The organism is Bradyrhizobium sp. (assembly GCF_017881085.1).
GTDB lineage: Bacteria > Pseudomonadota > Alphaproteobacteria > Rhizobiales > Xanthobacteraceae > Bradyrhizobium.
Map to the genome: position 1 here is coordinate 1 of NZ_JADGRI010000130.1, position 13,529 is coordinate 13,529.

At 62.2% G+C, this 13,529-nt stretch carries 8 protein-coding genes and 1 pseudogene; 5 read left to right on the forward strand and 4 right to left on the reverse strand.

Features of this window, described 5'->3' with window-relative positions:
- Nucleotides 1-145: pseudogene (locus tag QZ213_RS27190) on the forward strand (CBS domain-containing protein); the annotation flags it as partial.
- Nucleotides 146-720: 575 nt separating this feature from the next.
- Nucleotides 721-2,691, forward strand: coding sequence for a methyl-accepting chemotaxis protein (locus QZ213_RS14110; protein ID WP_291686693.1), 1,971 nt, complete (start codon nucleotides 721-723; stop codon nucleotides 2,689-2,691).
- Between the two features lie 336 nt (nucleotides 2,692-3,027).
- On the opposite strand, the gene QZ213_RS14115 is transcribed toward QZ213_RS14110, so the two are convergent.
- Together QZ213_RS14115 and QZ213_RS14120 are read right to left on the reverse strand one after the other, a co-directional pair.
- A complete protein-coding gene (locus QZ213_RS14115; RefSeq protein ID WP_291686694.1) occupies nucleotides 3,028-4,605 on the reverse strand; it encodes a fatty acid--CoA ligase in 1,578 nt (525 codons plus the stop codon).
- A gap of 120 nt (nucleotides 4,606-4,725) precedes the next feature.
- Nucleotides 4,726-5,598 carry an SDR family oxidoreductase gene (locus tag QZ213_RS14120; protein ID WP_291686695.1) on the reverse strand — a complete coding sequence of 291 codons (873 nt, stop codon included), beginning with the start codon at nucleotides 5,596-5,598 and terminating at the stop codon, nucleotides 4,726-4,728.
- Between the two features lie 106 nt (nucleotides 5,599-5,704).
- Between QZ213_RS14120 and QZ213_RS14125 the strand changes: the two genes are divergently transcribed.
- The 3 genes from QZ213_RS14125 to ppc all read left to right on the forward strand — a co-directional run bounded on the left by QZ213_RS14125 (nucleotide 5,705) and on the right by ppc (nucleotide 11,125).
- Nucleotides 5,705-6,520, forward strand: coding sequence for a crotonase/enoyl-CoA hydratase family protein (locus QZ213_RS14125; protein WP_291686696.1), 816 nt, complete (start codon nucleotides 5,705-5,707; stop codon nucleotides 6,518-6,520).
- Between the two features lie 150 nt (nucleotides 6,521-6,670).
- The gene (locus QZ213_RS14130) at nucleotides 6,671-8,215 is read left to right on the forward strand and encodes an acyl-CoA synthetase (protein WP_291686697.1); all 1,545 of its coding nucleotides are present in this window, start codon (nucleotides 6,671-6,673) and stop codon (nucleotides 8,213-8,215) included.
- 114 nt (nucleotides 8,216-8,329) lie between these two features.
- The gene (gene ppc, locus QZ213_RS14135) at nucleotides 8,330-11,125 is read left to right on the forward strand and encodes a phosphoenolpyruvate carboxylase (RefSeq protein ID WP_291686698.1); all 2,796 of its coding nucleotides are present in this window, start codon (nucleotides 8,330-8,332) and stop codon (nucleotides 11,123-11,125) included.
- Nucleotides 11,126-11,209: 84 nt separating this feature from the next.
- On the opposite strand, the gene QZ213_RS14140 is transcribed toward ppc, so the two are convergent.
- Both QZ213_RS14140 and QZ213_RS14145 read right to left on the reverse strand, forming a co-directional pair.
- Nucleotides 11,210-12,361, reverse strand: a complete 1,152-nt coding sequence (locus QZ213_RS14140) for an SMP-30/gluconolactonase/LRE family protein (protein ID WP_291686699.1) — start codon at nucleotides 12,359-12,361, stop codon at nucleotides 11,210-11,212.
- A gap of 229 nt (nucleotides 12,362-12,590) precedes the next feature.
- Nucleotides 12,591-13,508 carry an SDR family NAD(P)-dependent oxidoreductase gene (locus QZ213_RS14145; RefSeq protein WP_291686700.1) on the reverse strand — a complete coding sequence of 306 codons (918 nt, stop codon included), beginning with the start codon at nucleotides 13,506-13,508 and terminating at the stop codon, nucleotides 12,591-12,593.
- Between the last annotated feature and the right edge of the window lie 21 nt (nucleotides 13,509-13,529).

The following is a 13,529-nucleotide window of genomic DNA, read 5'->3' on the forward strand; positions in this document are numbered from 1 at the left end:
TTTTCGCCATCTGCCAGTGCTGGACGCGGGCAAGGTCGTGGGCGTGATCTCGATCGGAGACGTCGTCAAGGACATCATCCGGGATTTGGAGCACAACGTGGACGACCTGATGGGCTACATCATGAAGGACGGCCCCGGGGGCTGACAGACGAACCGCGGTGCCGTCGCCCCCCGTCCGCGATCCTGCGGCGGGCCTATTTCTTCTACGATTGAAAACCGCTCGCTGAGGTGGTCTAGCCGCCGCCACGAGAAGGGTAGTTTTCTCCTCTCGCGCAACAGACTTTGGTTCAGCCCGGCCCCTGCGGCCGTTTTTTTTACGTCAGCAATGCGTCAGGCGGTCGCGGCGATCGCCCGCTTCACCGTCATCGGATGCCACCGCCTAGTTAAGTGACCTACTGAGAAATGACCGCTTGTGGCACGAACCGGACCCTCCAGGAAGGTCCGCAGTTCGGTCGCTATCGGGGGAAAAGCGGACATGGGCCGAAGGGTCCACTTTGACGTGCTTTTGACCCTGAACGGACTTCGCCCTCACGTCAGGCGGTCCCAACTCATGCTGACGCTCGGCTCTGTAGAGAGCGGCTTCTGCGGTTCGATTGGGGAACCCGGTTCCATTTTAAGTCAGTTTTAAGCCTAACGGCGCATCATTTGCCTAATATATCATCACAAGTAGCACTAAGTCTTCCCTCAACTTAAGCGCTTTATAGAATTTGTAATGAAACGATGACCAGTTTTTCTCTTCGTTTGACCCACAAGATCATCGCAATCGGCATCGTCGGCCTGACCGGGCTTCTGGCGTTCGGTGCGATTTATCAGGTTGGAAGCTGGTCGCAGGACGCGTCGCGCGTTGTCGCGAGTGAAGGCCGCGCCATCTCCGATCTGAACAAGCAGATTTCGATCAAGATGCTGGAAGCTCGCCGGGCCGAGAAGGATTTTCAACTCCGCCGCGACGAGTCCTATTCGAAGCGTCATTCGGAATTAACTGCCGGGATCGACCGCGACCTCGAAAAACTGAAGTCCGCAGCGCGCACCAGCGGCTTCAACTCTATCCTAAAAAAGGTCGAGACCGTGCAACGCAGCTTTGCAAATTATGTGAAAAGCTTTGCAGGCATGGTCCAGGCCGACATCAAGCTCGGTCTGAACGAGAAATTGGGCCTGACCGGTTCTCTGCGCGGCGCCGTTCACGACATCGAAACCAGGCTCAAGGAAATCGACGATCCGCGTCTGACCAACTCGATGCTGATGCTGCGGCGGCATGAGAAGGACTTCATGTTGCGGCGCGACGAGAAGTATGTCGGTGAACTGAAGAAGGTCGCCGCGGAATTCTCAAAGTCATTGGCAAGTGCTGACATTCAACCGGCCGTGAAGGCCGACATCGCCAAGAAGCTGGAAAAGTATCAGGCGGATTTTTCCGCCTGGGCCGAAGGCGCGCTGGAAGTAGCAAGCTATGGCGCCGCGATGTCGAAGACGTTCCATGAAATCGAGCCTGTGATTGTCGAGGTGGAGAAAAGTGTCGAGCAGCTGTACACGACGGCTGAAGCGAGCGAGGCGGCGACGCGCAGCTCGGTCAGAACGTGGATGCTGATCGCGTTCGCTTTGGCGGCCGTCCTGGTGTGCGGATTGTCGCTGCTGATCGGCCGGTCGATCTCCAAGGCGCTTGCTTCGATGGTCTTCGCCATGACCAAGCTTGCCGGCGGCGACGTCAAGACTGCGATCCCGGGCATTGGCCGCAGGGACGAGATCGGCGAAATGGCCGGCGCGGTCGAGGTATTCAAGAGCAACATGATCGAGGCGGACCGGTTGCGCGCCGAGCAGCTTGAGGCCGAGCAACGTCAAGCCGAGCAGCGCAAGGCAGATATGCGCGAGCTTGCCGATGCGTTCGAAGGCGCGGTCGGCGAGATCGTCGATGCCGTGTCCTCGGCTGCGACCGAACTGGAAGCCTCCGCCAATACCTTGACGGTGGCGGCCGAACGGTCACAGGGCCTTGCGACTTCGGTGGCCGCGGCTTCCGAGGAAGCCGCCACCAATGTGCAGTCGGTGGGCTTGGTCAGCGAGGAGTTGACCTCATCGGTCAACGAGATCAGCCGCCAGGTCCAGGAATCGTCTCGGGTCGCCAATGAGGCCGTCGATCAGGCGCGCGTCACCAACGACCGCGTTGGCGAGCTGTCCAAGGCGGCAAGCCGCATCGGCGATGTCGTCGATCTGATCAACACCATTGCCGGCCAGACCAATCTGCTAGCCTTGAACGCCACGATCGAAGCGGCACGCGCTGGCGAGGCCGGCCGCGGCTTTGCCGTGGTGGCGTCCGAGGTCAAGGCGCTGGCCGAGCAGACCGCGAAGGCGACCGGCGAGATCAGCCAGCAGGTATCGGGAATTCAGGCCGCCACCCAGGAGTCGGTGGGGGCGATCAAGCAGATTGGCGACACCATCGGCCGCATGTCGGAGATATCTTCAACCATTGCAGCCGCGGTGGAGGAGCAGGGCGCGGCAACGCAGGAAATATCCCGCAACATCCAGCAGGCCGCCCACGGGGCGCAGCAGGTCTCCTCCAACATCATGGACGTGCAGCACGGGGCGGCTGAGACCGGATCGGCCTCCGCGCAGGTTCATTCGGCAGCGAAATCCCTGTCGAGCGATAGCAACCGGCTCAAGCTCGAGGTCAGCAAGTTCCTCGATTCGGTTCGCGCCGCTTAGAAACGCAAAAGGCCGGGGTGAATCTTCGCTTCAACGTGTTGTGGGATGGATCCTCCACTTCCTCCTTTGGCACGAAACGGACATGCCAAATTGCCCGCCCTATGTCTGCCTTGAGGGGTGAAGCGGAAGTCCGTGCGGCGAAATTGACTCCGAGTTTTACCCGCACCCGCAATCGCCCGGTTGGTGGTTAAATGACCTTTCGGGTCCCTGACGGCCATCGAAAATAGCGAAACGGCGAGGAAGCAACGTGCCAGGCTTCCTGCAATCAGCGGAAAGGCCGTTCCGCGCGACCGGTTGGCTTGCCGGAGCGACCGTGAAAGCAGACGACGCTGACGTCTAATTCACCTGCCGGTCCTTTCCCTCCCAATAGGGATCGCGCAAGTGTCTGCGCAAGATCTTTCCCGACGGGTTGCGCGGCAGCGCCGCGATGAATTCCACCGATTTCGGCGTCTTGAAGCCCGCGATGCGTTCGCGGGTGAAGTTGATGATGTCTGACGCGGTGGCCTCTTTGCCCTGTTTCATCACCACGATCGCCTTGACCGCTTCGCCCCATCGGTCGTCGGGAACGCCGATGACAGCGACTTCGGCGACATCGGGATGGTCGCAGATCGCGCTTTCGACCTCGGCCGGGTAGATGTTCTCGCCGCCGGAGATGATCATGTCCTTGATGCGGTCATGGATGTAGAGATAGCCATCCGTGTCCATGTAGCCCGCGTCTCCCGTGCGCAGCCATCCGTCGGCGCCGAGCGTCCGGGCGGTCGCCTCCGGCAAGTTCCAATAGCCGGCCATGTTGGAGCCGGAGCGCGTCGCAATCTCGCCGACTTCGCCCGCCGGCAATCGGTTGCCGTTGATGTCGAGGATCGCGAGTTCAACGCCGGGCAGCGCCTTGCCGGCCGAGCGCATCCGGTCCAGTCCCTCGACATGATCTTCCGGCGGCAGCGCCACGATCGTGCCGGTGGTCTCGGTCATGCCGTACATCTGCACGAAGCCGCAGCCGAACACCTCGATGCATTCCTTCAGCAGGGCTGCGGGAATAGGTGACGCGCCATAGAGCATGTATTTCAGCCGCGAGAAATCCACACTTCGCGCGCGCGGCTGCCGCACCACGAACTGCATCGCGGCCGGCACCATGAACAGTTTAGTGATGCCGGACTGTTCGAAGAAGTCCAGCACCTTGGTGGGATCGAACTCCCGGGCGATCACGCCCCTGGCGCCGTGATAAAGCCCCATCACGCCCCAGCCGGAACCGCCGATATGGAAGATCGGCATCGCCACCAGCGAGACGTCGTCCTCGGTCCATTTGTTCCAGTCCGGCTTTTCGTCCCTGCCGGTCTCCACCAGGTTGAGGAAATTGGCGTGCGAGAGCATCGCGCCCTTGGGCTTGCCAGTGGTGCCGGACGTATACAGCTGAATGGCGATATCCTTGCGGTCGATGTCCACCTTCGGATCGTCGCCGCTTTGGGCGTCGCGCCAGGCTGTGTAGTTCAGCCAGCCCGGCGCGCTGCTTTCGGTGGCGATGAACGTGCGCACGCTGGGCAGTTGCGGCCTGATCTTGTCGATCAGCCCGGTGAATTCCGGCCCGACGAACAGCACGGGCGCCTTGCAGTCCTCGACGATGAAGGCGATCTCGGGTCCGGCCAAGCGCCAGTTCACCGGCGCCATCACCACATTGGCCTTGATCGCGCCCATCAGCAGCTCGAAATAGACGTCGCTGTTCTTGCCGAGATAGGCGATGCGTTCGCGAGGGTGCACCCCCTGCGCCTTCAGCGCGTTGGCGACGCGGTTGGTCAGGATGTCGAATTCGGCAAAACTGGTCTGACGGCCCTCGAATTCATACACAATGGCATTGCCGCGGGCCTTCGCCCGCGCCCGCACCATCTCGGCAAGGTTTGCCGGTTGCTGGATATCGGACATGTTTCTTCCCGTGGAGTTTTTAGTTTTGTTTTCGTCATTGCGAGCGAAGCGAAGCAATCCAGCTTCTATCCCGTGATCTTCGATGGATTGCTTCGCTTCGCTCGCAATGACGGAAGTGGTTTAACCCCGCGCGGCACGGTCCTTTTCGTTCTGCGCCTTGATCGACTCGCGCGCCGCGGTCCAGTCCGCATCCTTCCAGTCGCGCAATTGATAAAAATTGCCGCCCATCGCCAGCGCCTGGGCGCCGTCCATTGCAATCGTTTCGCCATTGATCCAGTCGCAGCCGCCGGAAATCAGGAACACCGCGAGATTTTGCAGTTCTTCCATCTTGCCGACGCGACCCATCGGGTTCAGCGCCTTGGTGCGCGCGCCGGCTTCGTCGCCGGGTTTGATCCGCTTGCTCATGCCCTCGGTCGGGATTTCGCCGGGCGCGATGGTGTTGAGCCGGATGCCGTAATGGCCCCATTCCGTCGCCAGCGACATTGTCATGGCGTGGATCGCGGACTTGCTCATCGCCGAGGGCACCACATAGGGACTGCCGTTGCGCACCCAGGTCACGGTGATCGACACCACGTTGCCGCGCTGCTTCAAGGCGATCCAGCGCCGCCCCACAGCGTGAGTCACATAGAACGTTCCGTGCATCACGATGTTTGCGACCGCGTCGAACCCGCGCGGCGTCAAATCCTCGGTGCGCGAGATGAAATTGCCGGCGGCGTTGTTGATGAGGTCGGTGAGCGGGCCGTCGCGGAAAATCGTCTCGATCATCTCGTCGACCGCAAGGGCGTTGCGGATGTCGACGCCGTGGCTCATCACCCGGCCGCCATACAGGTCCATCAGCTCGGTCGCGGTTTCGTCGCAGACGCCCTTGCGCCGGCCGCAGATATGGACCTCGGCGCCGAGCTCGAGGAAGCGCGCCGCCATCGACTTGCCGAGCCCGGTGCCGCCGCCGGTGACCAGGATGCGCCGGCCAACGAGAAGCTTTTCATTGAACATGGGGGTTTCCGCCTAGCAGGATTGTCTGTTAATTGGTCGATTGACTAAATCCGGACAACGCCGTTCTGTAAAGCGGCAACAACAAAGAAGAGCAGGGGAACCATCCATGGACGATCGCGTCTCGGTCACGATTTCGGACGGCGTCGCGGACGTCCGCCTGGTGCGGGCGGACAAGATGAATGCCCTCGATGCCGCGATGTTCGAGGCGCTGGTCGCCACTTCCGGGCGGCTTGCCAGGGAAAAAGGCCTCCGCGCGGTGGTCTTGTCCGGGGAGGGACGGGCCTTCTGTGCCGGCCTCGACATGGGCCGTTTCGCCGAAATGAAGGAAAAAGGCGGCAACGGCATTGCCGGCGGCGAAAAGCGCGACCTTTCGGCGCGCACCCACGGGCTGGCCAATTTCCCGCAAGCTGCGGTGTGGGGCTGGCGGCAGCTTCCGGTGCCTGTCATCGCCGCGATCCAGGGCGTGGCGTTCGGCGGCGGCTTCCAACTCGCGCTCGGCGCCGACATGCGCTTTCTCAGCCCCGATGCCCGGATGTCGATCATGGAGATCAAATGGGGTCTCGTGCCGGACATGGCGGGGACGCCGATCCTGGCGAGCCTCGTGCGCGACGACATCCTGCGCGAGCTGACCTACACCGGCCGGATTTTCTCCGCGCAGGAAGCGATGAGCTACGGCCTGGCCACGCGGATCTGCGACGACCCACGGGCCACCGCCTTCGAGGTTGCCCGCGAGATCGCCGGCAAGAGCCCGGACGCGATCCGCGCAGCCAAGCGCATGCTGAACAATCTTTCCGTCGATCCCGGTCCGGCGCTGCTTGCGGAGTCGGTCGAGCAACAGAAGCTGCTGGGCAGTGCCAACCAGACCGAGGCGGTGCGCGCCAACATGGAAAAACGCGCGCCGCGCTTTGCGGATGCTGGGTAAGCCTTCGGCGTCATTCCGGGGCGCGTCGAAGACGCGAACCCGGAACCGCGAGATTCTCCGATGTGCAATTGCACATCGGAGTTCGATGCTCTGCATCGCCCCGGAATGACGGCTTGAATCCCGAACCCGGCAAGAGATCGGCAAGAGACAATGACAGCGCGTCCCCTTTTCTCCGGCATCATCAGCGGCGAACGCCGCCGTGGCCACGCCGAGGTCGCCGATCGTTCCGCGCGGATGGCCGGTGGCTTCGAGGGGCTCGGCGTCAAACAGGGCGACAGCGTCTGCATCCTGATGCGCAACGACATCGCCTTCATCGAGGCGGCTTATGGCGCGATGCAGCTCGGCGCCTATGCGGTGCCGGTCAACTGGCACTTCAAGCCGGAGGAGATCAATTACATCCTCGAGGATTCCGGCACGCGCGTTCTGGTCGCTCATGCCGACATGCTCTATCCGCTGCGCGATGTGATTCCCAAAGGCGTCACTGTTCTCGGCGTGCCGGCGCCGCCGGAAATCCTTAGTCATTACAGGATCGATCCCGATCATCTCGCCACGCCCGATTTCGCCCGCGACCTTGAAACCTGGCTCGAAGCGCAGCGGCCCTATGACGGCCCGGCGCGGCCGCAGCCGGCCAACATGATCTACACCTCGGGCACGACGGGGCACCCCAAGGGGGTGCGGCGCCATGCGCCGACGCCGGAGCAAAGCGCCTCCGCGGAGCGGATGCGCGCGCTGATTTACGGCCTGAGGCCGGGGGCACGGGCGCTGTTGCCGGGACCGCTCTATCATTCGGCGCCGAATTCGTTCGGCCTGCGCGCGGGCCGCCTCGGCGGCGCGCTGGTCTTGATGCCGCGGTTCGAGCCGGAGGAATTCTTGCGACTCGTCGAGGCCGAGCGGATCGACACCATCTTCATGGTACCGACCATGTTCATCCGGTTGATGAAATTGCCCGAGGCCGTGCGCAGGAAATACGACGTGTCCTCGCTGCATCACGTGATCCATGCCGCCGCACCCTGTCCCGCCGACGTCAAGCGGGCGATGATCGAATGGTGGGGGCCGGTGATCCATGAATTCTACGGCTCGACCGAATCCGGCGCGGTCACCTTCGCCAATTCCGAGGATGCGCTGAAGAAGCCCGGCACCGTCGGCAGAATCGCGCCCGGCGCCGAGCTTCGCTTCATCGGCGAGGACGGAAAGATATTGCCGCAGGGCGAGATCGGCGAGATCTATTCGCGGATCTCGGGCAATCCCGATTTCACCTATCATAACAAGCCGGAGAAGCGCGCCGAGATAGATCGCGACGGTTTTATCACCTCGGGTGATGTCGGTTACATCGACGAAGACGGTTATGTCTTCATCTGCGACCGCAAGCGCGACATGGTGATCTCTGGCGGGGTCAACATCTATCCGGCCGAGATCGAGGCGGCGCTGCATTCGGTTCCCGGCGTGCACGATTGCGCCGTGTTCGGCATTCCCGATGAGGAGTTTGGCGAGGCGCTGATGGCGGTGGTGGAACCGCAAGCCGGGGTGACGCTGGATGTCGCCGATATCCGTGCGCGACTGAAGACCGCGCTGGCCGACTACAAGGTGCCGAAGCACGTCGAAATACTCAAAAACCTGCCGCGAGAGGATTCCGGCAAGATCTTCAAGCGCCGCCTGCGTGATCCCTATTGGGAACGGGCCGGGCGACGGATTTAGTAGCCTGTCACACGAAAGCAGGGACGACTTGGCAACCGCCTCTATCTTTATCTTGCGCTGCGGCAAAAAAATTGCAGACTTGGGGTTGCCGGGCAGCTTCTGGAGGATCGCGCCATGTCACCCCAGATCGTGCCTTCCGATACCGACTTGCGGTCCAATCGCGCCGAAGACGCTCAGGCGATTGAAGAAGACACCCGGCTGCGGAATGACATCCGGCTGCTCGGGCGCATCCTCGGCGACACCGTGCGCGATCAGGAAGGCGCCGGCGTGTTCGACCTGGTCGAGCGCATCCGGCAGACCTCGATCCGGTTCCACCGGGACGACGACAAGCCGGCGCGGCGCGAGCTCGAGATCATCCTCGACAGCATGTCGACCAGCCAGACCGTGCGCATCGTGCGCGCCTTCAGCTATTTTTCGCATCTCGCCAATATCGCTGAAGACCAGAACAACATCCGCCAGATGCGGGCGCACTCGACCGCTGCCGGAGCGCCTCGCGCGGGGACCTTGGCGCAGACGCTGTCGCATGCGCGCGCCGCCGGCATCAGCTCCTCCGACCTCCGAAAATTCTTTGCAACCGCTTTGGTCAGCCCGGTCCTGACCGCGCACCCGACCGAAGTCCGCCGCAAGAGCACCATCGACCGCGAGATGGAGATCGCCGCACTTCTGAACCGGCGCGAGCGCGTCCAGCTGACGCCGGAGGAGATTGCGGCGAGCGACGAGGAGTTGCGCCGTGAGGTGCTGACACTGTGGCAGACCAATCTGCTGCGCCGGACCAAGCTTACCGTGCTCGATGAGGTCGCCAACGGCCTGTCGTTCTACGACTACACCTTCCTGCATGAGGTGCCGCGGCTGCATTGCGCGCTGGAGGACCGGCTGAACGAGGCCGACGCCGCGCAGGGGGAACTTGCGCCTTTCTTGAGAATGGGCAGCTGGATCGGCGGCGACCGCGACGGCAACCCGTTCGTGACGGCGGAAGTGATGCGCGGGACGCTGCGGCTGCAGTCGAGCCGCGTGCTGCGCTATTATCTCGAGGAACTGCACGTGCTCGGTTCCGAACTGTCGCTCGCCGCCCATCTCGCCGATGTCTCCAAGGACCTGCGCGCGCTCGCCGAGCGCTCGCCCGATACCTCGCCGCATCGAAGCGGCGAACCGTATCGGCTGGCGGTATCCGGCATCTATGCACGGCTCAGCGCCACCGCCGCGAGGTTGGATGTGGAAACCACCCGGCCGCCGGTCGGCGAAGCCGCGCCTTACGCCGATGTTGCGGAATTCAAGGCTGATCTCGATATTCTCCACCGCTCGCTGATCGCGAACAAATCGGGCGTGATCGCGCGCGGGCGGTTGCGGCAGTTGCGCCGCGCCGTGGATTGTTTCGGCTTTCACCTCGCAAGCCTCGACATCCGGCAGAATTCCGCCGTGCACGAACGCACGGTCGCCGAGTTGATCGATGCGACCATGCCCGGCATGTCCTACCTGGCGTTGAACGAAGATGCGCGGATCGCGCTGCTCACAGGCGAACTGCGCAACACGCGGCCGCTGACGTCGTCATTCGTCAAATACAGCGAGGAGACGTTGGACGAACTCGCAGTCTTCCACGCCGCCGCCGAAGCGCACGCCAGGTTCGGCGCCGACACGATCCCCCAATGCATCATCTCCATGTGCAAGGGGGTGTCCGACATGCTCGAGGTCGCGCTGCTCCTGAAGGAAGTCGGCATGGTCGATCCCTCGGGCCGCAGCGCGATCAACATCGTTCCGCTGTTCGAGACCATCGAGGATCTGCAGGCCTCCAGCGCCATCATGGACCGGATGCTGTCGCTGCACGATTATCGCAAGCTGGTGGACAGCCGCGGCGCGGTGCAGGAAGTGATGCTCGGCTATTCCGACAGCAACAAGGATGGCGGTTTTGTCACTTCGGGCTGGGAACTCTACAAGGCCGAGATCGGCCTGATCGAGGTGTTCGAGCGTCACCACGTGCGGCTGCGGCTGTTCCATGGCCGCGGCGGATCGGTCGGCCGCGGCGGCGGGCCGAGCTACGACGCCATCATCGCGCAGCCCGGCGGCGCGGTGAACGGCCAGATCCGGATCACCGAGCAGGGCGAAATCATCTCCAGCAAATATTCCAACGCCGAAGTCGGCCGCAACAATCTGGAAATTCTCGCTGCCGCCACTCTTGAGGCGAGTCTGCTGCAGCCGCGGCACAGCGCGCCGCAGCGCGAATATCTCGACGCCATGGACCAGTTGTCGGCGCTGGCCTTCAGAGCCTATCGCGGGCTGGTCTATGAGACCGAAGGCTTTGCGGACTATTTCTGGAACTCCACCGTCATCACCGAGATCGCCACGCTGAACATCGGCAGCCGGCCGGCGTCGCGCAAGAAGACCCGCGAGATCGAGGATCTTCGCGCCATTCCCTGGGTGTTCAGTTGGGCGCAATGCCGGCTGATGCTGCCGGGGTGGTATGGATTCGGCAGCGCGGTCGAGGCCTGGATCAAGCAGCATCCCGACAAGGGCATGCCTTTCCTGCGGGAACTCTACCGCGAGTGGCCGTTCTTCCGCACGCTTCTGTCGAACATGGACATGGTGCTGGCGAAAAGCTCGATCGCGATCGCCTCGCGCTATGCCGAGCTGGTGCCGGATGAGCGTTTGCGCGAAACCATCTTCGGACGGATCCGGCAGGAGTGGCAAACCTCGATCGACATGCTCCTGGACATCATGGGGCAGGAGCGCCTGCTGCAGGGCAACCCGCTCCTGGAGCGTTCGATCCGCAACCGATTCCCCTATCTCGATCCGCTGAACCACGTGCAGGTGGAGCTGTTGAAGGAGCACCGCGCGCAAAACCCCGACGAGCAGGTGCTGCGCGGCATCCAGCTCACCATCAACGGCATCTCGGCGGGGTTGAGGAACAGCGGATAGAGGGCGAATGGTAGCGAATGGGAAAAATCCCTTTTCTCCATTCGCCACTTAACTATTCGCTATTTGCCACTCCCCATTCGCCCGCTATGGCTTCATGGCACCCTGAACACTCGTGTAGACCGCATAGAGCGATGTCGAGCCGCAGATGTAAAGTCGGTTTCGTTGCTGACCGCCGAAGCACAGGTTGGCGACTGTTTCCGGTATGTGGATCTTGCCGAGCAGATCGCCATCTTGGGTGTAGCAGCGCACGCCGTCTTCGTTCGGATCGCCCCAACCTACGGAGCACCAAACACGCCCATCGGTGTCACAGCGCATCCCGTCGGTGATGCTGGGTTTTGGCATTTCCGCGAAGATTTTGCCGTTCGACACCTTTCCGGCGCCAACATCGAGGTCGAACACACGGATATGCGACGGGTTGTCCGGCCCGTCCGTGAAGCCGGTGTCGATGACATAGAGCTTCTTTTCGTCAGGCGAGAAGGCAATGCCGTTGGGCTCGACGAAGTCATCGACGACAACCCTGATGTCACCGGATTTTGGGTCCACCCGGTAGACGTTGTGCTTTTCCTGCTCAGGCTCGGCCTTGACACCCTCGTAATAGCCGCCGATGCCGTAAACCGGATCGGTGAACCAGATCGAACCATCGGAAGCGACAACCGCATCGTTCGGCGAGTTCAGCTTCTTGCCGTTGTACTTGTCGGCGATGATGGTGATCGAGCCGTCGAGTTCGGTCCGGGTGACCCGTCGGCCGCTGTGTTCGCAAGTGATCAGGCGTCCTTCCCGATCAATGGTGTTGCCATTCGAGTTCATCGACGGCTGGCGGAATACGCTCAGGTGACCGTCGTCCTCCGAGAAGCGCATGATGCGGTTGTTGGGAATGTCGCTGAATAGCACGTAGCGCCCAGCCGGGAAGTAGACCGGCCCCTCGGCCCAGCGCATCCCGGTCGCGACGCGCTCAACCGCCATGGTTCCGGCGAACGCCGGGAAACCGTTGGGCCCAAATGAAACCTTGGGCTTTGCAGACTCCAGATGAGAGTCCGGATAGCGGCTCCCAGCTAGTGGTCCCAGGGGCAGCGGACCCGTGGACAGGGTCGGAGCGCCGGTTTGGCCGAGCGGTGGTGCGGTCGCAGCAGAGGCCGCTTTCACGGTCACGGCCATTGCCGCCAGCGACGCCGCGCCCTTGATCAGTTTGCGGCGGTCGAAGGACTGGTGGTCGGGCAATTCCGTTTGATTTGTCATGCTTTCCTCCCGGGATTTTTTTGTTGGGAGGAAATCCTGCGCCGACATTCCGGCATATTGCGGGCGAAGTTTGAATTGAGCAACCAGAGATAGTCATCGTTCCACACCGTGGTCCCGACGAACGCCGGGACCCATACGCCGTGCCCTCGCGTTAGGGCGCCGCGGGAGTTGCCTTTGCCAACAACTGAAGCCGGTGGTTATGGGTCCCGGCGTTCGCCGGGAAGCCCAGCTAGATCGCGTCCCAGTTAAAGACATCCGCCGAGCGGTCGAGCTTGTAGAACGACGACTTCAGCGCGGGCATGCCGTGTTCGGCGATGGTTTGTGGCGTCCAGCCTTCGCCGCGATGGATCGAGCGAAGGGGGCGCGACTGGCTCATCAGGAAGATTTCGTTCATGCGAACCGCAAAGATCTGGCCGGTGACGTCCTTGGCGGCGTCGCTGAGCAGGAAGGCGCAGATCGGCGCGATTTTTTCCGGCCCCATCTGCTGGATTTTCGCCACCCGCGCCTTTTCCGCCTCGGTTTCAGTCGGAATGGTGCCGATCAGCCGGCTCCACGCGAAGGGAGAGACGCAGTTGGAGCGCACGTTGAAGCGATTCATGTCGAGCGCGATCGATTTCGACAGGCCGACGATGCCGAGTTTCGCTGCGGCGTAATTCGCCTGGCCAAAATTGCCGACCAGGCCGGAGGTCGAGGTGAAGTGCACGAACGAACCGCTTTCCTGCTCGCGGAACAGCCGGGCTGCGGCATGCGAGACGTAGAATGAGCCCATCAGGTGCACCTTGATGACGGATTCAAAGGCGTCGATGCTCATGCGATGGAAGATCGCGTCGCGCAGGATGCCGGCATTGTTGACCACGCCGTCGAGCTTGCCAAAACTGTCGACCGCCATCTTGACGATCTTGCTGGCGGGGATGGCCTCTGCAACCGTTTCGAAATTCGCCACCGCGGTGCCGCCACGCTTCTTGATTTCCTCGACCACTTCTTCCGCAGGCGAGGCACTTGATCCCGAGCCGTCGGCGGCGACGCCGGGATCGTTGACCACGACCTTGGCGCCCTCGGCCGCGCAGAGTAAGGCGATCTCCTTGCCGATGCCGCGCCCGGCGCCGGTGACGACGATGACTTTATCCTGAAGTGATTTGGCGGCCATGATAGTCCTTTCTGCTTTTTT